The organism is Bacillus sp. FSL K6-2971, from assembly GCF_038006405.1.
GTDB classification, from domain to species: Bacteria; Bacillota; Bacilli; order Bacillales; family Bacillaceae; genus Bacillus; species Bacillus pumilus.
Map to the genome: position 1 here is coordinate 2,558,693 of NZ_JBBOVD010000001.1, position 22,450 is coordinate 2,581,142.

Annotated in this window: 29 protein-coding genes; 3 read left to right on the plus strand and 26 right to left on the minus strand. The window is 42.6% G+C overall.

The genetic code is table 11. The annotated features are described in order from the left end of the window. Positions 1 to 89: 89 nt before the first annotated feature. The 21 genes from MHI33_RS13565 to MHI33_RS13665 form a co-directional block, all read right to left on the minus strand. Positions 90 to 986 (minus strand): polyprenyl synthetase family protein, encoded by an 897-nt coding sequence (locus MHI33_RS13565; protein ID WP_221450765.1) that lies wholly within the window; start codon positions 984 to 986, stop codon positions 90 to 92. Further along, on the minus strand, positions 970 to 1,230 hold the full coding sequence (locus MHI33_RS13570; protein ID WP_003215880.1) for an exodeoxyribonuclease VII small subunit: 261 nt from the start codon (positions 1,228 to 1,230) through the stop codon (positions 970 to 972). The genes MHI33_RS13565 and MHI33_RS13570 overlap by 17 nt, the downstream gene beginning before the upstream one ends. Continuing rightward, positions 1,227 to 2,573: an exodeoxyribonuclease VII large subunit gene (gene xseA, locus MHI33_RS13575; RefSeq protein WP_340911971.1), complete on the minus strand. Its 1,347-nt coding sequence runs from the start codon at positions 2,571 to 2,573 to the stop codon at positions 1,227 to 1,229. Before xseA ends, MHI33_RS13570 begins: the two co-directional genes overlap by 4 nt. A 70-nt stretch (positions 2,574 to 2,643) precedes the next feature. Next, positions 2,644 to 3,495, minus strand: a complete 852-nt coding sequence (gene folD, locus MHI33_RS13580; RefSeq protein ID WP_044140995.1) for a bifunctional methylenetetrahydrofolate dehydrogenase/methenyltetrahydrofolate cyclohydrolase FolD — start codon at positions 3,493 to 3,495, stop codon at positions 2,644 to 2,646. An 11-nt stretch (positions 3,496 to 3,506) separates the two neighbouring features. Then, entirely contained in the window at positions 3,507 to 3,902 is a 396-nt protein-coding gene (nusB, locus tag MHI33_RS13585) for a transcription antitermination factor NusB (protein WP_003216031.1), read from the minus strand. A gap of 211 nt (positions 3,903 to 4,113) precedes the next feature. Continuing rightward, positions 4,114 to 4,521 carry an Asp23/Gls24 family envelope stress response protein gene (locus MHI33_RS13590; RefSeq protein ID WP_065098385.1) on the minus strand — a complete coding sequence of 136 codons (408 nt, stop codon included), beginning with the start codon at positions 4,519 to 4,521 and terminating at the stop codon, positions 4,114 to 4,116. A 25-nt stretch (positions 4,522 to 4,546) separates the two neighbouring features. After that, positions 4,547 to 5,896, minus strand: a complete 1,350-nt coding sequence (gene accC / locus MHI33_RS13595) for an acetyl-CoA carboxylase biotin carboxylase subunit (protein ID WP_003215702.1) — start codon at positions 5,894 to 5,896, stop codon at positions 4,547 to 4,549. Between the two features lie 11 nt (positions 5,897 to 5,907). Next, entirely contained in the window at positions 5,908 to 6,384 is a 477-nt protein-coding gene (gene accB / locus MHI33_RS13600; RefSeq protein ID WP_003215926.1) for an acetyl-CoA carboxylase biotin carboxyl carrier protein, read from the minus strand. Between the two features lie 195 nt (positions 6,385 to 6,579). Then, entirely contained in the window at positions 6,580 to 7,224 is a 645-nt protein-coding gene (locus MHI33_RS13605) for a SpoIIIAH-like family protein (protein WP_340913839.1), read from the minus strand. Further along, complete coding sequence (gene spoIIIAG, locus MHI33_RS13610; RefSeq protein ID WP_012010535.1) at positions 7,224 to 7,895, minus strand: stage III sporulation protein AG; 672 nt, start codon at positions 7,893 to 7,895, stop codon at positions 7,224 to 7,226. Before spoIIIAG ends, MHI33_RS13605 begins: the two co-directional genes overlap by 1 nt. Then, positions 7,888 to 8,520 carry a stage III sporulation protein AF gene (spoIIIAF, locus tag MHI33_RS13615; protein ID WP_185108554.1) on the minus strand — a complete coding sequence of 211 codons (633 nt, stop codon included), beginning with the start codon at positions 8,518 to 8,520 and terminating at the stop codon, positions 7,888 to 7,890. The genes spoIIIAG and spoIIIAF overlap by 8 nt, the downstream gene beginning before the upstream one ends. A gap of 13 nt (positions 8,521 to 8,533) precedes the next feature. Beyond that, positions 8,534 to 9,727 (minus strand): stage III sporulation protein AE, encoded by a 1,194-nt coding sequence (gene spoIIIAE / locus MHI33_RS13620; protein WP_340911979.1) that lies wholly within the window; start codon positions 9,725 to 9,727, stop codon positions 8,534 to 8,536. Between the two features lie 19 nt (positions 9,728 to 9,746). Beyond that, positions 9,747 to 10,160, minus strand: a complete 414-nt coding sequence (gene spoIIIAD, locus MHI33_RS13625) for a stage III sporulation protein AD (RefSeq protein ID WP_095117840.1) — start codon at positions 10,158 to 10,160, stop codon at positions 9,747 to 9,749. Continuing rightward, positions 10,157 to 10,363, minus strand: a complete 207-nt coding sequence (gene spoIIIAC, locus MHI33_RS13630; RefSeq protein ID WP_003153142.1) for a stage III sporulation protein AC — start codon at positions 10,361 to 10,363, stop codon at positions 10,157 to 10,159. Before spoIIIAC ends, spoIIIAD begins: the two co-directional genes overlap by 4 nt. 19 nt (positions 10,364 to 10,382) lie before the next feature. Then, entirely contained in the window at positions 10,383 to 10,898 is a 516-nt protein-coding gene (spoIIIAB, locus tag MHI33_RS13635; protein ID WP_065098388.1) for a stage III sporulation protein SpoIIIAB, read from the minus strand. Further along, positions 10,892 to 11,815, minus strand: coding sequence for a stage III sporulation protein AA (gene spoIIIAA, locus MHI33_RS13640; protein WP_065098389.1), 924 nt, complete (start codon positions 11,813 to 11,815; stop codon positions 10,892 to 10,894). The genes spoIIIAB and spoIIIAA overlap by 7 nt, the downstream gene beginning before the upstream one ends. A 66-nt stretch (positions 11,816 to 11,881) precedes the next feature. Then, positions 11,882 to 12,163, minus strand: coding sequence for a YqhV family protein (locus MHI33_RS13645; protein ID WP_050943774.1), 282 nt, complete (start codon positions 12,161 to 12,163; stop codon positions 11,882 to 11,884). Between the two features lie 177 nt (positions 12,164 to 12,340). After that, positions 12,341 to 12,898, minus strand: a complete 558-nt coding sequence (gene efp / locus MHI33_RS13650) for an elongation factor P (RefSeq protein ID WP_003215497.1) — start codon at positions 12,896 to 12,898, stop codon at positions 12,341 to 12,343. A gap of 25 nt (positions 12,899 to 12,923) precedes the next feature. After that, positions 12,924 to 13,988, minus strand: a complete 1,065-nt coding sequence (locus MHI33_RS13655) for a M24 family metallopeptidase (protein WP_196769264.1) — start codon at positions 13,986 to 13,988, stop codon at positions 12,924 to 12,926. Then, positions 13,982 to 14,425, minus strand: coding sequence for a type II 3-dehydroquinate dehydratase (aroQ, locus tag MHI33_RS13660; protein WP_003215787.1), 444 nt, complete (start codon positions 14,423 to 14,425; stop codon positions 13,982 to 13,984). Before aroQ ends, MHI33_RS13655 begins: the two co-directional genes overlap by 7 nt. 108 nt (positions 14,426 to 14,533) lie before the next feature. Then, the gene (locus tag MHI33_RS13665) at positions 14,534 to 15,061 is read right to left on the minus strand and encodes a YqhR family membrane protein (protein WP_065098391.1); all 528 of its coding nucleotides are present in this window, start codon (positions 15,059 to 15,061) and stop codon (positions 14,534 to 14,536) included. A 222-nt stretch (positions 15,062 to 15,283) separates the two neighbouring features. Between MHI33_RS13665 and MHI33_RS13670 the strand changes: the two genes are divergently transcribed. Beyond that, on the plus strand, positions 15,284 to 16,240 hold the full coding sequence (locus tag MHI33_RS13670; RefSeq protein ID WP_065098392.1) for a DUF1385 domain-containing protein: 957 nt from the start codon (positions 15,284 to 15,286) through the stop codon (positions 16,238 to 16,240). 38 nt (positions 16,241 to 16,278) lie between these two features. Next, entirely contained in the window at positions 16,279 to 16,674 is a 396-nt protein-coding gene (locus MHI33_RS13675; RefSeq protein ID WP_003215754.1) for an SA1362 family protein, read from the plus strand. Here MHI33_RS13675 and MHI33_RS13680 read toward each other — a convergent pair. From MHI33_RS13680 to MHI33_RS13690, 3 genes are all read right to left on the minus strand, one after another. Continuing rightward, entirely contained in the window at positions 16,671 to 17,546 is an 876-nt protein-coding gene (locus MHI33_RS13680) for a patatin-like phospholipase family protein (protein WP_003215585.1), read from the minus strand. The two genes, MHI33_RS13675 and MHI33_RS13680, sit on opposite strands and share 4 nt — an antisense overlap. 103 nt (positions 17,547 to 17,649) lie before the next feature. Continuing rightward, the gene (gene mntR / locus MHI33_RS13685; protein ID WP_003215946.1) at positions 17,650 to 18,084 is read right to left on the minus strand and encodes a transcriptional regulator MntR; all 435 of its coding nucleotides are present in this window, start codon (positions 18,082 to 18,084) and stop codon (positions 17,650 to 17,652) included. A gap of 85 nt (positions 18,085 to 18,169) precedes the next feature. Next, positions 18,170 to 19,006 carry a lipoate--protein ligase family protein gene (locus MHI33_RS13690; protein ID WP_340911985.1) on the minus strand — a complete coding sequence of 279 codons (837 nt, stop codon included), beginning with the start codon at positions 19,004 to 19,006 and terminating at the stop codon, positions 18,170 to 18,172. Positions 19,007 to 19,226: 220 nt separating this feature from the next. Here MHI33_RS13690 and MHI33_RS13695 point away from each other — a divergent pair, with 220 nt between their 5' ends. Beyond that, positions 19,227 to 19,607 (plus strand): rhodanese-like domain-containing protein, encoded by a 381-nt coding sequence (locus MHI33_RS13695; protein ID WP_034620482.1) that lies wholly within the window; start codon positions 19,227 to 19,229, stop codon positions 19,605 to 19,607. Positions 19,608 to 19,650: 43 nt separating this feature from the next. Here the strand turns inward: MHI33_RS13695 and gcvPB are convergent, their stop codons facing one another. Continuing rightward, positions 19,651 to 21,108: an aminomethyl-transferring glycine dehydrogenase subunit GcvPB gene (gene gcvPB, locus MHI33_RS13700; RefSeq protein ID WP_065098393.1), complete on the minus strand. Its 1,458-nt coding sequence runs from the start codon at positions 21,106 to 21,108 to the stop codon at positions 19,651 to 19,653. After that, a complete protein-coding gene (gene gcvPA, locus MHI33_RS13705) occupies positions 21,101 to 22,447 on the minus strand; it encodes an aminomethyl-transferring glycine dehydrogenase subunit GcvPA (protein ID WP_044140982.1) in 1,347 nt (448 codons plus the stop codon). Before gcvPA ends, gcvPB begins: the two co-directional genes overlap by 8 nt. Between the last annotated feature and the right edge of the window lie 3 nt (positions 22,448 to 22,450).

Below are 22,450 nucleotides of genomic sequence, written 5' to 3' on the forward strand. Positions count from 1 at the left end.
AAACCAATAGGGAATAAGAGTTGTCTCATCATAATAAACTGTTTACAGTTTACCACAATTGCTCGAGGACCCTCAAATCTAGGCTGTTTTTAATGATCTCTTGAGGCAATTAGATCACATAAATCATGCAGCAATTGCTGCTCTAATTGAAGATTTGAGACAATTTCTTTTGCACGTGTGATGTGCTCATGCAGCTTTTCTTTTGCTCCTGAAAGCGTTAATAAAGAAGGATATGTCGACTTTTCATTTGCTGTATCAGAGCCGACCCGTTTTCCGATTTTTTCTTCGCTTCCTTCGAGATCTAAAATATCATCACGGATTTGAAACGCAATGCCAATATGATAGCTGAATTCCCTTAGCTTTTCGATATCGTCATCTGATGCTCCTGCCAGCATTGCACCTGCTGCGACACTGAATGTGAGAAGCTTTCCTGTTTTACGGGCGTGAATGGATTCTAGTTCAGCAAGCGATACTTGTTTTTGCTCTGCTTCCATGTCGTCAAATTGACCGCCAACCATTCCTAGTGCACCTGCTGACTTTACAAGCTCATCCACAATTCTGAGCTTTTTGTCAGCTGAGACGCCGCTAGACAGCTGAGATGTAATCAGGCGGAAGCTTTCTGTTAAAAGGGCATCACCTGCAAGAACCGCTGTTGCTTCTCCGTACACTTTATGATTCGTCGGTTTTCCTCTGCGAAGGTCATCGTCGTCCATGCAAGGAAGGTCGTCATGTATCAATGAATACGTATGAATCATCTCAACCGCACAGCCGACAGGTATACCGTCTTCTTCGTTTTTACCGTAGGCATTTAGAAGAGCAAGAACGAGAACAGGTCGAAGCCTTTTCCCGCCCGCTTTAAGAGAATAGAGCATAGAAGATTTCAGGTCTTCAGGAATCGTCAATTCCTGAACATATGTAAATAAATAATCTTCAATGGCCTGCTTTCGTGTTGTTAAAAATTCATTTAAATTACTTGTCACCAGCATCTGCCTCCTTCACTGAGAAGGGAGCCAGCTCACCGTCCTCTTTTAAAATGAAATCCATTTGCTTTTCAACATGCTGTAATTTTTCATGACAAAGCTTCGAAAGGGTCATGCCTTCTTGAAAATAATGAATGGCCTGCTCAAGTGGTACATCTCCTTCTTCGAGCTTTCCCACAATCTCCTCAAGACCTTTCATCGCCTCTTCAAATGTCATTTGTTCTTCTTTTTGTTTATTGGATTCTGTCATGTTGATTGCCCCTCCTTCTCAATAACCTCACAAATCAGACGTCCATCCCTCATCGTGATGGTCAGCTGATCCTTCGGCTCTACTTGGTTCACACTTTTTATTAGTTCATATTCTTTATAGGCTAAGCTGTAGCCTCTTTCCATCACTTGAAGTGGATTTAATGCATTTAGTTTACCAAGAACCGATTGGAACTGCGAATGAATTGTTTTCATTTGCACATTCATACTGCGAATGAGCTGTTCTGTTTCATTGGCGTGGCGTTTTTTCGCTTGAAGCAGCTGCTCTTTAGGGTGAAGCGGCTTCAGCCTGTATGTCTGGCGGTCTAGCTGACTGCGTTTTTGCTCAATTTGTCTCGTCAGCTGTTTTTGAAAACGGTCAAACACCAAATCGAATTGCTGCTCTTTTTGCTCCTGTAATCGTTTTGGAAAACGGAAGGCATAAGAGGATTGCAGCGCCACAAGACGATCCTTCGCTTGTGAGGTTCGATTCTTTACCGCTCTTGTTAGCCGTATATCGATTGATTTGATTCGTTCAATTAAATCGGTCGTGCTTGGAACAGCAAGTTCGGCTGCTCCTGTTGGTGTGGGTGCTCTCATATCTGCAGTGAAATCACTGATCGTAAAGTCTGTTTCGTGTCCAACTGCAGATATGATTGGAATGTCTGATGCGAAGATGGCTCTTGCGACAGCTTCTTCATTAAAAGCCCAAAGCTCTTCAATCGAACCGCCTCCTCTTCCGACAATCAAGACATCACAGAGCTGTTTTTCATTCGCTTCCTTAATTCGCTCTACGATGGAACGGGTCGCATGCTCACCTTGAACGAGCGCCGGAAGCACAATGATTTTCGCCTGCTGATAGCGCCGATTGATGGTCGTAATGACATCTCGAACAGCCGCTCCTGTTGGAGACGTAATGACACCAACAACCTCTGGATATTCGGGGATTGTTTTTTTATAGCGCGCATCAAATAAGCCTTCGCTTGCTAGCTTTTTCTTCAGCTCTTCATAAGCAAGATGAAGAGCACCAACACCATCAGGCTGCATTTCTTTTGCATATAATTGATAGTTACCGCTTGGTTCATAGACTTGAATTCCGCCTCGTACAAACACCTTCATTCCACTCTTAGGTGAAAAAGGCAGCTTCGCCGCAGAGCGCTGGAACATGACAGCTTGCATGCGTGCATTTTCGTCTTTTAAGGTGAAGTACACATGTCCTCTTGAATGAATCTTGACATTGGATAGCTCACCTTTGATCCAAATATCTTCTAAATGCGGATCAACATCAAATTTTCTTTTTATGTATTTTGTAAGGGCTGTGACCGTCACAAAGGCTTTTTCACTCATGACGTATTCCTCCTCTTCAAAAACGCACATTCATCCACCAGCAGCATGCAGGTGGATGAATGGATAAAGCTTATGCTAATGTACGTTTTGCTGATTTAACCGTATTATGTGCAAGCATCGTAATCGTCATTGGACCGACTCCGCCAGGGACTGGTGTGATATAAGAAGCTTTTTCTTTTGCCTCTTCAAAATCAACATCTCCAACAAGCTTTCCAGTATCCAAACGATTGACTCCTACATCGATCACAATAGCGCCTTCTTTAATTTGGTCAGCTTTAATAAAGTTTGCTCGACCGACGGCAACAACTAAAATATCCGCTTTCAACGTATGTTCTGAAATATTCGTTGTTCTTGAATGGCAATAAGTAACCGTTGCGTTTTCGTTTAACAGCAATTGTCCTACTGGTTTACCGACAATATTGCTGCGTCCGACAACAACGACTTCTTTTCCAGAAAGACTGACGCCCGTTTTATTTAGTAATTCAACAATGCCTGCTGGTGTGCATGGAAGGAATGTGTCTTCCCCAAGGAGCATTTTCCCGATATTCAATGGATGGAAACCATCAACATCTTTTTCAGGTGAAATACGTTCAATCACGGCTTTTTCAGAAATATGTTTTGGCAGTGGAAGCTGAACAAGAATCCCGTGGAATTGATCGCTCGCATTGTACTGATCAATCAGCTGAAGCAATGCTTCTTCTGTTAAAGAAGCATCTAAATGATCTAGCTGGAAATGCATCCCCATTGCTTCTGCTGCTTTTTTCTTCCCGCGTACGTAAGAAAGTGAAGCCGGATCATCACCGATTAGAATAACGGCAAGACCAGGTGTGACACCTTTTTGTTTTAGCTCTTCTACTTCTTTTGCTAATTGCTCACGCTTTTCTTTTGCTGTTTCTTTCCCATCGATGATTGTTGCTGTCATGTCGAATCCTCCTATTGCTGCTTTAGGTCGTTTTTAATGTTTGAAAGTACTCCATTTACAAATTTCGATGCTTTATCGTCACCGAATAATTTGGCCAGTTCAATCGCTTCATTCATTGAGACACTAACCGGGATATCTTCTTGATACACCATCTCGTACACAGACAGCCTTAAAATGGCTCTGTCTACGTTTGCAATACGATCGAGTTTCCAATTCACTAAATGCTGTGAAATCATGTCATCGAGCTTGTCCTTTTGTTCAAGCACACCGAAAACCAGCTCCTCGAAAAAAGGATCTGATTCTTGTTCATCCAGCGCATGTGTAATGGCCTCTTTCGGATCAATATTGCTCACATCAATTTGAAATAATGTTTGTAGCGCCTTTTCTCTTGCAGTTCTTCTTTTCATTATTTACTCCTTTAACCACTTTATCCGCTTGTCGTTAAGCCATACAGAGATCATAACATATTTTGACCGTGGTCGCACCAAGATCCATGCGAGCTGTCACGAAAAACGAATCAATTCACGTGTGAGATCATTATTATTCGGAAATGACCCAAAAATGGGCTTTAAAAAACCAAAGAGGCAATGCCTCCTTGGTTTCACTTGAACTCTTTTTTTATATTTCTTGATCTACTTCAGCCTCAGATGCTTTAGTATCAAATTGAATACCAACGACATGAATATTGATTTCATTAATCGTTAAAGCAGTCATGTTCAAAAGAGTTTGACGGATATTTTCTTGTACAGCAGTGGATACCTTTGGAATGGATAGGCCAAATTCAACCACACAATATACATCGATTGTGATGCCTTCATCAGAGACATCTACTTTCACACCTTTACGGTGATTTTTCTTACCAAAGCGTTCTGCTACATCAGCAGCGAAATTGCCGCGCATTTCGGCAATGCCTTCGACTTCTGAAGCGGCGATCCCAGCAATGACCTCAATCACTTCTGGTGCAATTTGCACTTTTCCCAATTGATCTTCATCAAGGTTCATTTCAAGCAAATTGTTATCTGACACGATCATTCACCTCCGAAAGCTGTGATTATTTCATGATTTGGTATGTTTCTAAAAACTTCGTATTAAAATTACCACTCACAAATGTTTCATGCTCAAGCAATCTTAGATGGAATGGGATCGTTGTGTAGACTCCTTCAATGACGAACTCTTGAAGCGAGCGTTTCATTCTCGCAATCGCTTCTTCTCTCGTCTTACCATATGTGATCACCTTTGCAATCATACTATCGTAATATGGCGGAATTACATAGCCCGGATAAGCGGCAGAATCAACACGTACTCCTAGACCGCCTGGCGGAAGATACATTTTAATTTCACCAGCTGAAGGCATGAAGTTTTTCTCTGGGTTCTCTGCATTAATACGGCATTCGATTGCCCATCCTTCATATACGACATCCTCTTGTGTAAGAGAAAGCTTCTCACCTGATGCGACTTTAATTTGTTCTTTGATCAAGTCAACACCTGTGACCATTTCTGTTACAGGATGCTCTACTTGAATACGGGTATTCATTTCCATGAAGTAGAACTTCTCTTCATTATAATCATAAATGAATTCGACTGTTCCAGCACCAGTGTATTCAACAGCTTCTGCAGCTTTTACAGCTGCTTCACCCATTTGCTCACGGATGTCTGCATTCAGCGCTGGTGATGGCGTTTCTTCAAGAAGCTTTTGCATTCTTCTTTGAATCGAGCAATCACGCTCTCCTAAATGAATGGTATTGCCATGCTGATCTGCTAGCACTTGGATTTCCACGTGTCTAAAGTCTTCAATGAACTTTTCTAAATAGACGCCAGGATTACCAAAGTTTTGCGCTGCTTCCTGCTGCGTGATGGTGACACCGTTAATGAGCTCTTCTTCGGTACGAGCCACACGGATTCCTTTACCTCCGCCGCCGGCAGTTGCTTTTATAATCACAGGATACCCAATACTTGCTGCTGTTGAAACAGCATCATCAAGATCTTTTACAATTCCTTGAGAACCAGGAACAATCGGAACGCCAGCATCTTTCATTGTTTCCCTTGCGACATCTTTCGTTCCCATTTTGGAAATCGCTGATGCAGTTGGCCCAACAAAGATGACATTGCATTCCTCGCAAAGCTCTGCGAAGTCTGCATTTTCAGCAAGGAAGCCGTATCCTGGATGGATGGCATCTGTCCCAGTTAATTTGGCTACACTGACAATATTCGTGACATTTAAATAACTATCTTTTGAAGCAGTCGGTCCGATGCAATATGCTTCATCAGCCATTTGAACATGAAGCGCATCGCGATCCGCTTCAGAAAATACCGCAACTGTTTCAATTCCAAGCTCTTTACAAGCGCGGATAATTCTAACTGCGATTTCTCCTCTGTTTGCAATTAATAGCTTTTTAATCATGATCGTACTCCTTACTCTGCTTTCACTAGAAAGAGGGGTTGTCCGAATTCTACAAGCTGACCGTTCTCAGCTAATACTTCGACGATTTCACCTTTTACTTCTGCTTCGATTTCATTAAACAGTTTCATCGCTTCTACGATGCACACAACTGTGTTTTCCTTCACCTTAGAACCTGATGTCACATATGGATCTGCTTCTGGTGAAGATGAAGCATAAAATGTGCCAACCATTGGGGATGTGATTTTATGCAGATTTTCAGACGCAGCTGCCTCTTGTGCAGGGGCTTCGGTCTGAGCTGGAGCTTGTGCTTTAGGAGCTTGTTGAGCTGGAGCTGCTTGGACAGGAGCCACTGGTGCCGCTACTTGCTGAACGACTTCTTTATTTTTCTTTAGTTTGATTTTTGCACCTTCGTTTTCGTACGTAAATTCATCAATTGTTGATTCGTCAATTAATTTAATCAGTTCATGAATTTCTTCAATTTTTAACATGGATTTGCACCCCTATGTATGGATTTATCTTTTTCTTATAGGCTAGTACTAAAAGTACATACTATAACCATCTTACAGGAGGATTTCAATGAATTCAACTAATATTGTGGCGAAGCGCTTTGCGAGAGCACCTTGAAGAGGGCGCCAAACCGCATCAAAAAACGCCCTTTACGGCAAAGGGCGCCTGTTCATTTTTTATTCATTGGAGGGCTCAAAAGTGACCGCTACGTTATCAAGACCTCTCATTTCTTTTGTGACCATATCAATAATATCGGCCGCTTGGGACTTTGATTTTTTGTCAGAACGAACTGTGATGCTCACTTTATCTCCCTCTGCACTCACTAGCGCATCTTTATAACCTTTTGTTTTAATTAAGGTTTCGAGCTGACGCTCCGTTCCTTCTGCTTCACTAAGCGCTGTCATTTGGTCATAAGCTTCGCTTTTTTCTTGTGCTGTTGCATCATCACTGGATACGATTTCGTTGAACTCTTCACGCTGTTTGCTTCGTTTATCTTCAAGCTCTAATCTGTATGTTGTAAAAAGCTCGTCGTCTGTTTGCTCTGACACAGCCTTTCCTTCTTCACCGCTTGTTTCGATATCCTCTTGTTTACCATTTGTTTCTTTGTCAGTGGACTTCTCATCAGCGCCTTTTTCCGTTCCTTTTTCCGTTCCTTTGTCCATTCCTTTTTCTGGTTCAGTCTTTTTCTCTTCCGTTCCTTTTGATTTCATCTCATCTACTGTCACTGCATTTTCACCTTGTGGAGACATGATATAGTACACACTTAAGACGACAACTAAACTTAGCATCGTTAATAGCCAAACCGTTTGTTTTTTTAACATCATTCCGAATCCTCCTTGATTTTTTTAGGGGCAACAGCCACTCTATGGCTCGGTACATCAAGCACTCGTGTAACCGCTTCAATAATGGTTTTCTTTATTTGAACGTTGTCTACTCCTTGAGCAACAACGAGAACACCTCGAATATCTGGTTTTTTCGTTTGCACCACGACTGGCGTTTCTTCATTGCCATTTTTGATGATGACGATTTCTTCTTCTTTTGTTTGATCGGTGACACTTCGCACGCCGCCTTCTTTATCTGTTTCTTCGGTCGTTGTGCTTTTATTGGATTTGTTTTTTTCAAACACTTTTAAAGAAGTTGCGTCTACATTGACCACAATCGATACATCCTCAACGCCAATAATGGTCTCTAAAATTTCTTTCAGCTGATTTTCGTATTCTTGCTCCACATCTTCAATCGAATTCTTTGATTTACTTGACGATGCCGGCTTGAATACCTCCTGCTCTTGTGAGGTTGTTTTTTTAGAAGCAGGAACAGCAGCTTGTTCTTTGCTTGATGGCGGTGACAAGATCTGACTGACTAACATGAAAGATACGCCGATGATGAATACAAGCAGCAAGTAATGGTGCTTCGTTAATTTTGGTTTCCCTTCACCTTTTTCAGGCGGCTGCAAGAATGATTTCAGCTTTTGTTTCCAGTCCTTGTTATTCATGATCTGCTGCGTCACCTCCCTCAATGTTCAGCGCAATGTGCTCAGGACTCGTATTCCAAACATCAGCAAGCGTCTCTTTCACCCTCTTGATCTCTTTGCTAGAAGATCCAGTGCTTTCCTCCTTTTGCCTGGAGAGATCAATGTCCACCTTTGCCACCGTTTCTACAGCATCACCTGTGAGCGGGGAAAGAACTGCTTTGATGCGAAATTGATCCGCCTCCATATTCTGATCCAGGTGCTCTTCATCTGCCAGCACTTCTACGTGTTTCATTTCATAGCTCTCCTTCTCCAGTGGCTCCTTTGCGCTTTTTTCTAGTTGGACAGCCATTTGCTTTAAAATATATGCACGCTGAGAGGCTTGTATTTCTTTTTTTTCTAAATTCATCTGATTTTTTATTTCTTCTGACTGTGCTTCTTCTTTTCCCTTCATCAATTCTGAGAAAATTTGGTCAGGGTCTGCCCGAAATAAAGCAAAAATCGGATTGAGCATCACCACAATCAACAGGAGGCTGACGACCATTTTGGCATATTTTTGCATGCTTGAATTGGGAAGTAGAAGATCAATGACAATCGCAAATAAGATAAAGAGAATAATACTTGTGATCCATTCCGTGAGAAAACTCAAAAGGTGTCCCTCCTTACTTCATCATCATGGTCAGGTTGCCAGCAGTAATAATGACGGTAATGCTTAAAAAGAACATGAGCGACACGACAGCAAGTGCAGCAAAGATATAAAGCACACTTTTAGAAATGACATCAAGGCAGCTGATAATCGGTCCGCCTCCTAATGGTTGAAGAACGGCTGCGGCAAGCTTATATATAAGGGCTAGCGAGAGCACTTTAATCGCAGGGAAAGCGGCAATTGAAATGAGAATAGCGACGCCAACAAGTCCGACCGTATTTTTAAGTAATACAGAGGCACTGATGACGGTATCCGTCGCATCTGTAAACATTCTGCCAAGGACGGGGATGAAATTTCCGGTAATAAATTTGGCTGTACGAAGTGCGATACCATCCGTAACCGCAGCAGATGCACCTTGCACAGAAATGACGCCAAGAAAGACAGTTAAAAAAACGGCTAACCCGCCTATCGCCGCATTTCTTAACAGCTGGGCAAGCTGGGTAACCTTGTATTGTTCAGTCAGCGTACTGACAATGCTCAATATCGCTGATAAAAAAATAAGCGGAAGAACGACATATTGAATAAAAACGCCGCTCGTATTCATCAAAAATAAAATAACGGGATGAAAGAATCCGGCTGAGACAAGCCCGCCTGATGAAGCAATCAGTGCTAATAACAGAGGAATAAGAGCAAGAATAAAACTGGTCATCGTTTGAATGGCTTCTGTTGCATAAGAAATCGCCACATGAAAGCTGTTGAGTGCAATAATGATCAGCACCATATAAACAAGTGCGTATGCGACTTTACTGACAGTGCTTTGTTCAAATGCATTCTGCAAAAGCTGTAAAAGCGAACAAAAGATGGTGAGTAAAATCAGTGTGCCAAGGAGCTTTCCGTTTGCGATGACCTCGTGAAAAAGATAATGAACAAAGGCTTTCAGGCATGTCTGGGGAGACAGCTCTTTATCGCCATCAATCATTTCCTTCACTGTTCCTTTTTGGCTTTCTGGCAGAAAGCCGCCATACTCGTCCAATATGGTTTCCCAAAAGTCACTGATGGAATGAAGCTCAAGTGCATCAGCCTGTCCAGTCGCCACTTCTTCTGCTGCTGGTGCTTCATTTGATAAAGGCTCTTTTTCTTCTGCGCCTGCGTGCGGAGCGATCAGCCAGAAGAAAAGCATCAGTCCCATAACAGCTGTCACCCGTTTCATTGTCATCACCTCTTTTCAATTAAGTCATGGACGGGATCATACCTAAGATGGTCTCAATGATGACTGTTAAAATGGGGACTGCCATGACCAAGATGAGAATTTTGCCGCCAAGCTCTATTTTTGATGCAATGGCGCCTTGTCCAGCATCTTTTGTCAGCTGGGCGCCGAATTCCGCAATATAGGCAATGCCAATAATTTTTAAAATGGTTTCAACATACTTCATATTGACGCCGGCACTTGCCGCAATTTTTTCTATCATCGAGATAATGGCATAGATTTGATCTATTAAATAAAGAAAGATCACACACCCTGTAAATACAACAAGCATAAAGGCGAAGGTTGGCTTTTGTTCTTTGACGATTAATGCTAAAAAAGTAGCGATTAAACCAAGTCCAACAATTTGTATGATGTCGATTTGTAAGCCCTCCCCTATCCTTGAAATAGAAATACGGCTTTAATCTTTTTAAACAAATCATCTACAATGGTTGCCACCATAAACAAAATGTAGATAAACCCAAGCAGCGTGACCCACTGAGCGTACTCCTTTTTCCCCATTTGATCTAAAATCGTATGGAGGAATGCCACAACGATGCCTACTCCCGCAATTTGAAAAATGACGTTTACATCAACGCCCATGCTCTCGACTCCCTTCCTCTCACATCAATAAAAGAATCAGTAGTAATCCGCTTAAAAATCCGAGGCTTCTGACCATTTTTTCATTTTTGGCTTGGGCGATTTCAGCTTCCTTCTCCTCCGATTCCAAATGACCTAAAGCAAGCTTGATATATTTTTGCTGAGACGTGACATCATGCTGGCCAAGTGTTTCTCCAAAGTGCCTCAGTGCCTCATATTCGCCTTTTTTTAAGACGGTTTTTTTCCAAACACCCTCAAGACTCTCATTCCATGCATGCCGTGCAGAAAAGGTTCCAACTTTCAGCTTTTCTGCAAATTGTTCAAATAACCGATTCACAGGAGGACCTACTTGCGACGCAATTTGCTCTGCTGCACGCGCTAGCGGTGTTTGACCATACATAATTTCAGCTTCAAGAGACTGGAGCGCAAACCGGAGCTGCCGAATTTGTTTCGGCCGGTCGCTATATCGTTTGGCAAACTCGAACCCTCCCCAAGTCGTAGCCGCGACAATCAAGATAGCGCCAATGAGCTTTAACATACGTCCACTCCCCGCCTCCATTTCATTTCTTGTCCGTCTTGGTCATATATCCGCCCGATCGTGCCGGGACCGTCCTTGCGATTTAATTCAACATATCGTTCAAACACTCGAAGCTCCCATAACGGCTTCAATGATGGGCGTTTATACACATCTTCAAGTGAATAGCCATGAACGGAAACGATAATGGTGACCCCAGCATGAATCGCTTCTAATAGTGCCTGCACATCCTCGTTTTTTCCGATTTCATCGACAATCATGACCTCTGGACTCATAGACCGAATCATCATCATCAAGCCCTCAGCCTTTGGACACGCATCGAGCACATCCACCCGGTGTCCAAACTGGTGCTGCGGCACCCCTCTTATACACCCAGCGATTTCTGAACGCTCATCTATAATGCCTGTTTTTTTAGGAGGAATTGCTTTTGTGCCTGTACTAGCCAGTCTTGCTATATCCCGCAATAATGTTGTTTTCCCTGTTTGCGGTGGACCAATGATCAGTGTATTGCACCAGTCCTCGTCATATAAATAGGGAAGAAAGGGAAGCGCAATCCCGACTTTTTCTTTTGCGATGCGGATATTAAATGAAGAGATATCTCTTAATCCTTTGACAATGCCGTTTTCAACGATCACCTTTCCTGCAAGTCCCACCCGGTGTCCGCCCGAAATGGTGATGTAGCCTTGCTTTAGCTCCTCTTCAAGTGTGTACATGCTGTAATTGCTCAGCCTGCCTAATAGCTGAGACGCATCTTCTCCTGTTGTGTGATAAGAAAGAAAGCGCGGTTTTCCTCTTTGCATTAATTCAATAGGACGATCCGTGCGAATGCGGATTTCTTCTATTTGATCCCATTCTGCTTCTTTTAGCAGTCTAAGTTCTTGTCCAATCGAGTGCGGGAGAATATCCAACAAACTCCGCAACGAATTCCCCTCCTTTTTTTCTTCTCTAAAATGTATGATGGGAGCCGTTAATTATGCCAAGCCGTTTCACTTATAGATCCCAACAAGAATAAATACGACACCAATGAAAATAAAGACGAGCTTGGCATAGGATAACTGCCCTGCGATTTGATAGATTCCAATCGTCATCGTGATAATAAAAATGAGCGGCCCAATGATCGCCAATATACTATTGATGACAACCGCTTTTCGAACGTCATTTGTGACTAAAATGAGGATGGCGGCCGTCAGTTCAATCGCTGCCGATAAAAACCTCATGCCTGCCATCGCAGCGACTGATGGATGTAGACCTGGGAGAAATTGTTTCATATAGAACCTCCAGCTTTTTTTACACTATATGCTTGTCTAGCTGGAAGTAGTCTTGTTTTTCAGGAAGGAAAAGAGATGAATGAGAGAATTGAGAGAAGGCCTGCCTTTTGGGGAGTCTTACATGTTTTACAATAAAAAAAGACTGTAAACACGAGGTTTACAGTCTTTCTTCATTCATTACGCTCTTGACACGTATGAACCGTCTGATGTATTAATGACTAGTTTATCTCCTTGGTTCACAAAGAAAGGAACGTTGACGATTAAACCAGTTTCTGTTTTTGCAGGTTTTGATCCGCCTGATGTTGTGTCGCCTTTAATACCAGGCTCTGTTTCTACTACTTCTAGTTCTACCGTGTTTGGAAGTTCTACTCCAAGTGTTTCAGCACCGTACATCACAATATGAACCGACATATTTTCTAGCAAATATTTCAGCTCATCTTTAATTTGTGTTTCACTTAGTTCAAGCTGCTCATAAGAACTTGTATCCATGAAGACATGCTGGTCGCCATTTGCATACAAGTATTGCATTGTTTTTGTTTCGATTTGAGCTTTCGCTACTTTTTCGCCTGCACGGAATGTTTTTTCTTGAATAGCACCAGTACGTAGGTTACGCAGTTTCGAACGAACAAACGCTGCGCCTTTCCCTGGCTTTACGTGTTGGAAATCCACTACACGCCAAATACCGCCGTCCACTTCAATTGTCAGGCCTGTACGAAAATCGTTTACTGAAATCATTTTGTCATCCTCCTACATTTCACCATCATAATATGATAAGTTCTTTCGGTGAGTGGGTCAATCGTTTATTGCCGTCAACTGTCAGGACAATATCATCCTCAATTCTCACGCCGCCGACATCCGGCAAGTAAATTCCCGGCTCAACTGTCACGACCATTCCTTTTTCTAAGACGACCTCTGATCGTGAGGAAAGGCCTGGCGCTTCATGTACTTCCATCCCTAGCCCGTGGCCAGTTGAATGCCCGAAGTATTGACCATAGCCATACTTTTCAATGATGTCACGTGTGATGCGATCAGCTTCTTTTCCTGTTAAGCCTGGCTTGATTCTATCCACACCAGCGTTTTCTGCTTCTAATACGATATGATAAATTTCCTTTAGCTTATCGCTCGGTGTGCCAACAGCAATCGTTCTTGTCATATCAGAACAATACCCTTTATAGTAAGCACCGAAATCGAGTGTGACTAAATCACCAGATTCAATCACCTTTTCACTCGCTCTTCCGTGCGGTAGGCTTGAACGAACACCTGAGGCGACAATCATATCGAATGAAGATCCTTCAGCGCCTTCTTTTCTCATGAAAAATTCAAGCTCGTTCATGACAGCAATTTCCGTCAAGCCCGGCTTGATGTAAGTGAGAATATGATCAAAGGCGTGATCTGCAATCTTCGCAGCTTCCTCTAATATCTTAATCTCTTCACTAGACTTAATCAAGCGCAACTTTTCAACTGATTCTGAGACCGGAACAAGCTCAATATCACCTGCTTTACCTGCATACTGCTGGTAAGTGGCAAATGTCATATGGTTTTGTTCAAACCCAAGGCGTTTGATCCCAAATTCCTTTGCCGTTTGAGCTGCTGTTTCTACGATGTTTCCTTTATGTTCAATAATGTCGAAGCCTTTTACTTGGTCCTTCGCTTGCTCTGTATAACGGAAATCCGTGATAAAAGCTGCCCGGTCCTTTGAAACAACGGCGAGACCGGCTGAGCCAGTAAAGTTGGTCATGTATTGTAAATTAAAGCTGCTCGTAATGACTAGACCATCGATCTCTAATTCAGATAAAAGTGTTCTTAACTTTTCAAGTTTCATGATACTGCTCCCCCTTCACTCACTAAATAACGAATCGCCAATTTATACCCTTCTAAACCAAGACCAACGATTTGCCCTTGGCATACTGGAGCAAGTACAGAATGATGGCGGAATTCCTCTCTCTTATGAACGTTTGAGATATGTACTTCAACAACGGATAAAGAAATACTTGCAATGGCATCTCTTAGGGCATAGCTGTAGTGTGTAAAAGCCCCCGGGTTAAACACGACTCCATCGTACTGATCTTCTGCCTCGTGGAGCGCATCAATCAAATCTCCTTCGTGATTCGATTGAAAGAACGTTAACTGGATATTGGCTCTTTCTGCAAACTGGAACAAATCCGTTTCTAAATCTGTCAGCGTCTTACTTCCGTAAACAGCCGGCTCTCTTTTGCCGAGCCTATTTAAATTGGGCCCATTCAGCACAAGAAAATGAGGCATACAACCACTCCTTCACCCTAATTCAATCTATTTCGAGATCTGTTTCTTTTTTCTTAGAAACCTTTCGTTTCCAAAAATATTTTATCATATGAATAGGTGATTTACACTTTATTCTGTCTTTTTCCCGAGTGCCCTCGCAAGCTTTTGACTCGTTAATTCATTATATTCAAACGAAATACTGTACCCGACAAACATGCCGTATAAAATATATAGACAAAATGTCGTGACGATGGTGCTTTGCTGCAAATCCTGGACTTGCTTTACATCTGGGAAAATGGGATTAAATACGTAAAAAACGAGCAGCCATAAAATTACGCCATATATCAGCCCCATCCAATAGCCTTTGATCCGTTTCAAAAGCCCATAATAAATAAAGGCTGCTCCGATCGATAAAACCCCTAAAAGTACAATACTGATAAAAGTACCAAGTCCGCCCTTTTTCCACTCTCCGAGCACAAAAGGCTGAAGGAGCATATTGGGACTCACCTCTGAGAAATGAAACATATGGGTCAGAAACCCGATAAAGCCCCAAAAAACACCGCCAACAAAGCCTGTCGCAGCTGCTCTTGCCAACAGCGATGACGTTTGTACAGCCTGATTTTTTTCTTCTTGGTTTTTCTTTTCATCACGTTTCATTTGTGAACACCTCCAGCATTTAGTATGTCCAAAATGTCATGAATAAAAAGGATTCCATCCGTGAGTGTAAAATTTTTATAACAGGGTATACTGGCTAAAAAGAGGTAGATAGAATTCTAGTAGATAATCGACCTGTGAGCTAGTGATTTCCCCTCATTTCCTGTACAATAAAGGTATAAGGAAAAGCATGTAAATTACAGGAAACAGGCAGGTTGATGAAATATGTCCAATCAAACAAAACCTCCAGCATATGGAGGGCAGGCAGTTGTCGAAGGTGTCATGTTCGGAGGTAAAAAGAACTATGTGACAGCGATTCGGCGAAAGGATCAGTCCATTGAGTTTTTGAAGCTTCCCCGGACCTCCAATAAACGAACCGCCTTTCTCAAGAAAATCCCCTTTGTCAGGGGTGTTGCTGCACTTGTTGAAGCAAGCGCAAATGGCAGTAAGCACTTAAACTTCTCCAGCGAGCGCTATGACTTAGATCCTTCAGAAGATCATACTCTTGAAAAAGAACAAAAAAGCTCGAAATTATCTATGATTTTCGGCATTGCTGTGATCGGAGTTCTCTCTCTTCTCTTTAGTAAATTTGTCTTTACCCTAGTACCTGTCTTTTTAGCTGAACTTGTGCGGCCCGTCTTTTCAGGGAATTTCGCACAAATCGCAGTGGAAACATTCTTTAAACTGGTCCTGTTATTAGGCTATATTTACTTTATTTCCATGACCCCTTTAATTAAAAGGGTATTTCAATATCATGGCGCAGAACATAAAGTCATAAACTGCTATGAACAGAATCTTGACATCACAGTGGAAAATGTCCAAAAACAATCACGGCTTCATTATCGATGCGGTAGCAGCTTTATTTTATTCACTGTCATTGTCGGAATGTTCGTCTATTTACTCGTACCGACAGATCCTTTATGGGTGAGAATTCTGAATCGCTTGGCGCTCATTCCGGTTGTTCTCGGCATTTCATTTGAAGTGCTTCAGCTTACGAACAAACTCCGAGAAGTGCCTGTGCTGAAAGTGCTTGGCTATCCTGGTCTTTGGCTGCAATTGCTCACAACAAAAGAACCCTCTGACGATCAAGTCGAGGTAGCCATTGCAAGTTTTAATGAACTTCTTCGTTTAGAGGAAGCGTCTGAGAAACAAGCGTCAGATTCTGCTCATCAAGTGATCTAACTTATAAATCCGGTAAATTCCTTCGGAGGTGGACAGTTATGAATCGCCGAGTACATCCTGCTTTTACCATTATTTTCGCTTTAGGTGTTCTGGGATTTGTGTATTTACTCACAACGAATCCAGGCAGACTTTTTACAATGCTGCTATCAGTTGTGATCATTGGAGCGGTTATGTTCTTCCTATTTAGATGGCTGATGAATCGAAGAACTGGAACAGAAGGCAATCTTTATCGTAAAGCAGTCAAACAATCGAAACGTCGCTACCAGCAGCCTAAACCAAAAACGAAAAGCCAGATGAAAAATCGGGTCACTCATTTGCGAAGCGTGCCGACTGACCACAAGTCTAAGCCCGTCCTTCTCAAAAAGAAAAGCCAAACACAGTTAACTGTGATTGAAGGCAAGAAAAACAAAAAGAAGAATCGCGCTTTGTTTTAAAATGTCCAGCTTTTTAAAAATTGCTCGGCCTTCTGTCTGCCTAGATCGACGAGCGCCTTTTTCTTTTCTGTCATTAGCTGAAAATCTGTGGCAATGACATGTTCTACAGGAATAAAAATAACATGACGTTCGTGTTTTGTGGCAATGTGTCTTTCGTCATGAGCACCACGCATCGTTTCAAAAAGAGCGCCAAACAGTTCAAACGCATTGCGGATGGAGTGTTGAGGGCGTTCTTTTTCGTTTGGGGTTAATGTGACACCGACGAATGGTCTTTTTTTCTCTTCGGCAAACAACCAAATTGGAAAATTGCTAAGCACGCCTCCATCCACAATGGTACAAATGCCTTTTGATGACTTTAGTTTGACAGGCTCGAAAAAATACGGCAGACTGCAACTCATCCGGATTGCCCTTGCAACAGAAAAGCGCTCTGGATTTAAGCCGTATGAAGGAAGGTCGTCTGGTAGAACGAGGATTTTCCCATTTGTTAAATCAGAGGCAACAATTTTCAGCGAATCTTTTTTGAGATCCCCAAATACGGTGACCCCCTTTCGTTTCAACACATCTGTCAGCCATTTTTCCAGCCGGTCGCCTTTGTACAGACCGAGGCGCCAGTAAATGGAGACCCACCTAAGCATTTTAAACGGAATGAATTGACATCTCCTATCAAGCAAGTGATGTTCATCCATTTCATCTAACAGCTCCCGAATCTCCTGACTTGTAAAGCCTGCTGCGATGAGTGAAGCAATGATCGCTCCAGCACTTGTACCAGCAAGGCGGACAAATTGATATCCTCTTGCTTCAAGCGCTTCATAGGCACCCGCAAGTGCTGCCCCTTTAATGCCTCCACCTGAGAACACACCATCTATCTTCATCAAGGAGCCCCCTTTGATATCACGCTATTAATAGTGTAAGAGCATATGCTTTCAATTAGAACTTTAATCAAAAAGGACACCCTCAGCATGGGTGTCCTTTTTCTTAAGATTCTTGATTTGTTTGTTCGTTTTTCTTTTGAATCGCTTTCAGCTGAACAGATCGCTCGTCGTTTTCTTCAAAGAATTGAACGAGATCGCCGATGCGGTCAATGCTGTTCCAGCTGAGATGATGTTCAATGCCTTCTACATCATCATAAATTTTCTCTTCATCTACACCAATGATTCTTAAAAATTGCTCTAGCAGTTCATGTCTGTATACGAGACGTTTTCCAATTTTTTTGCCTTTCGGGGTTAAAATTAGACCACGATACTTCTCATAAATGAGGTATTCATCTTTATCTAGCTTCTGAACCATTTTTGTTACAGAGGAGGGATGGACAGCGAGTGCTTCTGCAATATCAGAGACTCTAGCATATCCTTTTTCTTCTATCAGCATATATATTTGTTCAATGTAATCTTCCATACTAGGTGTAGTCATAAAACCCCTCCATAATGCACCTTTACTTAATAATCATAACAATTCTACACCATCGCCCATTAAAAAACAAGGAGTGTCTTTTGTCCTAACGCTTGTAATTCCACTCGTCTGAGGCATATTTCGTTTTGGCAAGATGGTGGACAAATGCTAACTCTTCATCTGTCAGCTCATAAGGCACAAGCTCAATATTTAATCCTTTTTCAAATCCTCGTTTAAACGCCACACGCGCATCGTCTATTGTACAAGTTCGGTCTGAGATTTCATTGATGGCGACCGCTTTGTTTTTAAAGCTTCTCTGCATCCGCTCTCTCACACGGTCGTTTGGATATAGAAATAAATTGAACAATTTGTCCTCATCAAGGTCAATTAAGATGGAGCCGTGCTGGAGGATCACTCCTTTTTGTCTCGTTTGAGCACTGCCTGCTACCTTTCTGCCTTCTACGACAAGCTCGTACCAGGAAGGGGCATCAAAGCATACAGATGATCTTGGATTTTTTAAGCTTTCTTTTTCTTTATCTGTTCGAGGAATGGCAAAATACGCATCGAGTCCCAGTTCTTTAAAGCCCTCTAAAATGCCTTCTGAAATGACGCGGTACGCCTCTGTCACCGTCGCCGGCATTTCTGGATGTTCTTCTGACACAATTACGCTGTAGGTCAGCTCCTGATCATGAAGAACCCCCCGCCCTCCAGTCGGTCTGCGGACAAACCCAAGGCCATAGCGCTCGACTGCTTCCATGTTGATTTCTTTTTCAACATGCTGAAAATACCCAACAGACAATGTCGCAGGATTCCATCCATAAAAGCGGATGACAGGCGGGATAAGCTTCTCACTATGCCAATAAAGCAAGGCTTCATCCATTGCCATGTTAAAGGCAGGGTCTTGATTTCCTGTATCAATGAAACACCATTTCTCTTTTTGCATATAAAAATCCCTTCTCTTTTACGTAGTCAATGTTAGATGATGGTCATGGCCACCGATATTCTCTCTTCATCAGTCTATCAAATAGGGAACGAATTGAAAATAATTCTTACCATTTATGATGACAAGTTTCTTATGCTTTACTATAATAGTATTTGTCTAAAACGTACCATCAGACAGGCCACTGTGCTGATGCTCAAGAAGGAGTCGAGTTGTATTGTCAATGTTCAACTATATCGTCCTCTCACTTTGTGGACTTTTCGTTCTTTATTCTGTCGGCAGCTACATTTATCAGCAGCGCATTATGAAAACGCTGACGGAAGAAGAATTTATTAAAGGTTACCGCAAAGCTCAACTCATTGATGTGAGAGAGCCAAACGAGTTTGATGGCGGACATATTTTAGGGGCAAGAAACATCCCCCTTTCCCAGCTAAAACAGCGCAAAAATGAAATTCGTCCTGACAAGCCTGTTTATCTCTATTGCCAAAACAATTTGAGAAGCGGAAAAGCAGCGCAAACTTTACGTAAAAACGGCTGTCGTGAGATTTATAATTTAAAAGGCGGCTTTAAAAAATGGGGAGGCCGCATCAAAACGAAGAACTAACAAAAAAGACTCTGGGAGCATGATCCCCCTGAGTCTTTTTTCTTTATCTTTCAAAAACGAGAACTGGATTTCGCGCGGCCTTTGTTTCGTCCATTCGTTTGACAACCGTCGTATGCGGCGCTTCCTGTACCACTTCTGGATTCTCTTCTGCTTCTTTAGCAATCTGAATCATCGCTTCAATGAAGGCATCAAGAGTTTCTTTTGATTCTGTTTCAGTTGGTTCAATCATGATACATTCCTCTACATTGAGCGGGAAGTAGATCGTTGGCGGATGATAGCCAAAATCAAGTAATCGTTTGGCAATATCCAGTGTGCGCACACCTAATTTTTTCTGACGTTTACCTGAAAGGACAAATTCATGCTTACAGTGACGGTCAAATGGCAAATCGAAATGAGTACTTAAGCGGCGCATCATATAGTTCGCATTTAACACGGCATTATCAGTTACAGCCTTTAAGCCGTCTGGACCCATAGAGCGAATATACGCATATGCTCTGACGTTAATGCCGAAGTTACCATAAAACGGCTTCACGCGGCCAATTGATTCTGGTCGATCATCATCGAAGTAAAAGCGGCCTTCTTTCTTCACAAGCACCGGCTTTGGCAAGTACGGGATCAAATCTTTTTTTACGCCTACAGGACCTGAACCAGGGCCTCCGCCTCCATGTGGACCTGTAAAGGTTTTATGAAGATTTAAGTGAACAACGTCAAAGCCCATATCCCCCGGTCTTGCTCTGCTCAAAACGGCATTCAAGTTGGCTCCGTCATAATAAAGTTTGCCACCAGCTCCGTGAACGACTTCAGCCATTTCTAAAATATTTTCTTCGAATAGGCCGAGTGTATTCGGATTCGTCAGCATTAAAGCCGCAGTTTCTTCATTGACAACACGGCGCAGGTCCTCTAAATCAACAAGCCCATTCTCATCAGATGCGACGGTAATGGTTTCAAACCCAGCCACTGTCGCAGATGCTGGGTTCGTTCCATGAGCAGAATCCGGCACAATGACTTTTGTTCGCTTATGATCTCCTCTTGCTTCATGGTACGCACGGATCATCATGAGTCCTGTCCATTCTCCGTGTGCTCCTGCCGCAGGCTGTAATGTCACAGCGTCCATCCCCGTAATTTCTTCAAGATGATCCCCTAGGTCATACAGCAATTCTAATGCTCCCTGCACAGTGTCTGCCTCTTGTAGTGGATGGACTTGCGCGAAGCCTGCAAGGCGTGCAACCTTTTCATTAATCTTTGGATTATATTTCATCGTACAAGAGCCAAGAGGGTAAAATCCGGAATCGACCCCATGATTACGTCTTGATAATGCTGTATAATGACGCATGATATCAAGCTCAGATACTTCAGGAAGCTCAGCATCCTCATGACGGATGTACGCCTCATCAAATAGGGCCGGGATCTCCTGTTCAGGTACATCTAAATCAGGCAGGCTATAACCAATTCTTCCTTCTTTGGATAATTCAAAAATAAGCGGCTGATCTTGTTTATTCATGGCGATCCCCCAATTCCTTCATGAACGTATCAATTTCTTCTTTCGTTCTTAGCTCTGTCACGGCGACAAGCATGTGATGTTGAAGCTCTGGGTAGTCTCTCCCTAAGTCATAGCCGCCGATGATTCCTTTTTCAAGCAATCGTTTATTGGCTTCTTTCACAGGTTCTTGTAATTTGATTACAAATTCATTGAAATGGGCTCCTTCTACATCAGCAAGCAGTCCATATGCTTTTGCCTGCGTCTTCGCATAGTGGGCTTTTTGTACGTTTTGATACGCGATGTCTTTGATGCCTGTTTTTCCGAGTGCTGTCATGGCAACGGAAGCGGCTAATGCATTTAATGCCTGATTCGAACAAATATTGGACGTCGCTTTATCTCTCCGAATATGCTGCTCACGCGCTTGAAGGGTTAGTACAAACCCACGAACACCATTTTCGTCTTCTGTCTGCCCGACTAAACGACCTGGCACTTTTCGCATCAACTTTTTCGTCACAGCAAAATATCCGCAATGCGGCCCGCCAAACGCTGCTGGAATACCAAACGGCTGTGCATCACCAACGACAATGTCTGCTCCAAGTTTTCCTGGCGGCGTCAGTAACCCGAGTGCAAGTGGATTACTAGAGACAACGAACAGACTTTTTCCTTTATGCGCAATAGGTTCAATGTCTTTTAACGGTTCGACGACACCAAAAAAGTTTGGATATTGCACAAGAACTGCTGCTGTATCTTCGCAGACAGCCTTTTCTAATGCTGCTAGGTCCGTCTGCCCTTTTTTCGCAGGCACTTCAACAACTTCGATGTGCTGTCCTTTGGCGTATGTTTTTAGCACGGCTCTTGCTTCAGGGTGAACCGTTTCAGAAACAACCACTTTTTTCTTTTTTGTATGTCCAGCAGCTAGCATTGCCGCTTCAGCTAATGCTGTCCCGCCATCATACATCGAGGAGTTAGCAAGATCCATACCTGTCAGCTCAGCAATCATTGTTTGAAATTCAAAAATGGCTTGTAGTTCACCTTGCGAAATCTCCGGCTGATAAGGTGTGTATGCTGTATAAAATTCAGAACGTGAGATAACATGATCCACAATGACAGGCTGGTAATGATCATATACACCGGCACCAAGAAACGATGCATAGGAAACCGTATCTTTATTCTTTGCAGCTAATCGGGATAATTCCCTTACAAGCTCTGTTTCAGATGCGGCTGCTTTAATGTTGTATGCTCCTTTAAATCTCACTTTTTCTGGGATATCTGAAAAAAGCTCATCAATCGACTCAACGCCGATGACATCCAGCATTTCTTTTTGATCTTGCTCGGTTTGCGGCAAATACCTATGCTTCATCCT

Excerpts from the sequence above, each read along its gene's own strand:
- MHI33_RS13565 (WP_221450765.1), bottom strand. The coding sequence starts at position 986 with ATGCTGGTGACAAGTAATTTAAATGAATTTTTAACAACACGAAAGCAG.
- MHI33_RS13570 (WP_003215880.1), bottom strand. The coding sequence starts at position 1,230 with ATGACAGAATCCAATAAACAAAAAGAAGAACAAATGACATTTGAAGAG.
- xseA (WP_340911971.1), bottom strand. The coding sequence starts at position 2,573 with ATGAGTGAAAAAGCCTTTGTGACGGTCACAGCCCTTACAAAATACATA.
- folD (WP_044140995.1), bottom strand. The coding sequence starts at position 3,495 with ATGACAGCAACAATCATCGATGGGAAAGAAACAGCAAAAGAAAAGCGT.
- nusB (WP_003216031.1), bottom strand. The coding sequence starts at position 3,902 with ATGAAAAGAAGAACTGCAAGAGAAAAGGCGCTACAAACATTATTTCAA.
- accC (WP_003215702.1), bottom strand. The coding sequence starts at position 5,896 with ATGATTAAAAAGCTATTAATTGCAAACAGAGGAGAAATCGCAGTTAGA.
- accB (WP_003215926.1), bottom strand. The coding sequence starts at position 6,384 with ATGTTAAAAATTGAAGAAATTCATGAACTGATTAAATTAATTGACGAA.
- MHI33_RS13605 (WP_340913839.1), bottom strand. The coding sequence starts at position 7,224 with ATGTTAAAAAAACAAACGGTTTGGCTATTAACGATGCTAAGTTTAGTT.
- spoIIIAG (WP_012010535.1), bottom strand. The coding sequence starts at position 7,895 with ATGAATAACAAGGACTGGAAACAAAAGCTGAAATCATTCTTGCAGCCG.
- spoIIIAE (WP_340911979.1), bottom strand. The coding sequence starts at position 9,727 with ATGAAACGGGTGACAGCTGTTATGGGACTGATGCTTTTCTTCTGGCTG.
- spoIIIAC (WP_003153142.1), bottom strand. The coding sequence starts at position 10,363 with ATGGGCGTTGATGTAAACGTCATTTTTCAAATTGCGGGAGTAGGCATC.
- spoIIIAB (WP_065098388.1), bottom strand. The coding sequence starts at position 10,898 with ATGTTAAAGCTCATTGGCGCTATCTTGATTGTCGCGGCTACGACTTGG.
- MHI33_RS13645 (WP_050943774.1), bottom strand. The coding sequence starts at position 12,163 with ATGAAACAATTTCTCCCAGGTCTACATCCATCAGTCGCTGCGATGGCA.
- efp (WP_003215497.1), bottom strand. The coding sequence starts at position 12,898 with ATGATTTCAGTAAACGATTTTCGTACAGGCCTGACAATTGAAGTGGAC.
- aroQ (WP_003215787.1), bottom strand. The coding sequence starts at position 14,425 with ATGCCTCATTTTCTTGTGCTGAATGGGCCCAATTTAAATAGGCTCGGC.
- MHI33_RS13665 (WP_065098391.1), bottom strand. The coding sequence starts at position 15,061 with ATGAAACGTGATGAAAAGAAAAACCAAGAAGAAAAAAATCAGGCTGTA.
- MHI33_RS13670 (WP_065098392.1), top strand. The coding sequence starts at position 15,284 with ATGTCCAATCAAACAAAACCTCCAGCATATGGAGGGCAGGCAGTTGTC.
- MHI33_RS13675 (WP_003215754.1), top strand. The coding sequence starts at position 16,279 with ATGAATCGCCGAGTACATCCTGCTTTTACCATTATTTTCGCTTTAGGT.
- MHI33_RS13680 (WP_003215585.1), bottom strand. The coding sequence starts at position 17,546 with ATGAAGATAGATGGTGTGTTCTCAGGTGGAGGCATTAAAGGGGCAGCA.
- mntR (WP_003215946.1), bottom strand. The coding sequence starts at position 18,084 with ATGACTACACCTAGTATGGAAGATTACATTGAACAAATATATATGCTG.
- MHI33_RS13690 (WP_340911985.1), bottom strand. The coding sequence starts at position 19,006 with ATGCAAAAAGAGAAATGGTGTTTCATTGATACAGGAAATCAAGACCCT.
- MHI33_RS13695 (WP_034620482.1), top strand. The coding sequence starts at position 19,227 with ATGTTCAACTATATCGTCCTCTCACTTTGTGGACTTTTCGTTCTTTAT.
- gcvPB (WP_065098393.1), bottom strand. The coding sequence starts at position 21,108 with ATGAATAAACAAGATCAGCCGCTTATTTTTGAATTATCCAAAGAAGGA.
- gcvPA (WP_044140982.1), bottom strand. The coding sequence starts at position 22,447 with ATGAAGCATAGGTATTTGCCGCAAACCGAGCAAGATCAAAAAGAAATG.